This is a genomic window from Herbaspirillum sp. C7C2 (genome assembly GCF_022627865.1).
Lineage (GTDB): Bacteria > Pseudomonadota > Gammaproteobacteria > Burkholderiales > Burkholderiaceae_D > Herbaspirillum > Herbaspirillum frisingense.
Genome location: NZ_JABXGI010000089.1, coordinates 1 through 253, shown reverse-complemented (window position 1 = coordinate 253; position 253 = coordinate 1). Strand labels below are relative to the sequence as shown.

At 77.1% G+C, this 253-nt stretch carries 1 protein-coding gene; it reads left to right on the top strand.

Annotated elements, in window-relative coordinates:
• On the top strand, positions 1-253 hold a 253-nt coding region (locus HWE04_RS24355), incomplete at both ends, for a hypothetical protein (RefSeq protein WP_241813942.1).

Genomic DNA, 253 nt, shown 5'->3' with positions numbered 1-253 from the left:
CGGCACCGCGTCGCGCACGCAGACGGCCGAGGGCGACGGCGGCGCGTGCTTCCCCGCCGGGACGACCTACACGTGGGGCGGGGCGGTCCGCGTGGCTGCCCTGACGTCCCCCGCCGCTGCCGGCAACGCGGTGGAGATCCGCGTCCTGCGCGAGACGGTGCGGTCCCGCTTCGGCGGCGACGTCGAACTGACCGGACCCGACGGTGTCCAGGTGGGCGACGACATCCGCACGGCGATCCGGGACGCCCCGACG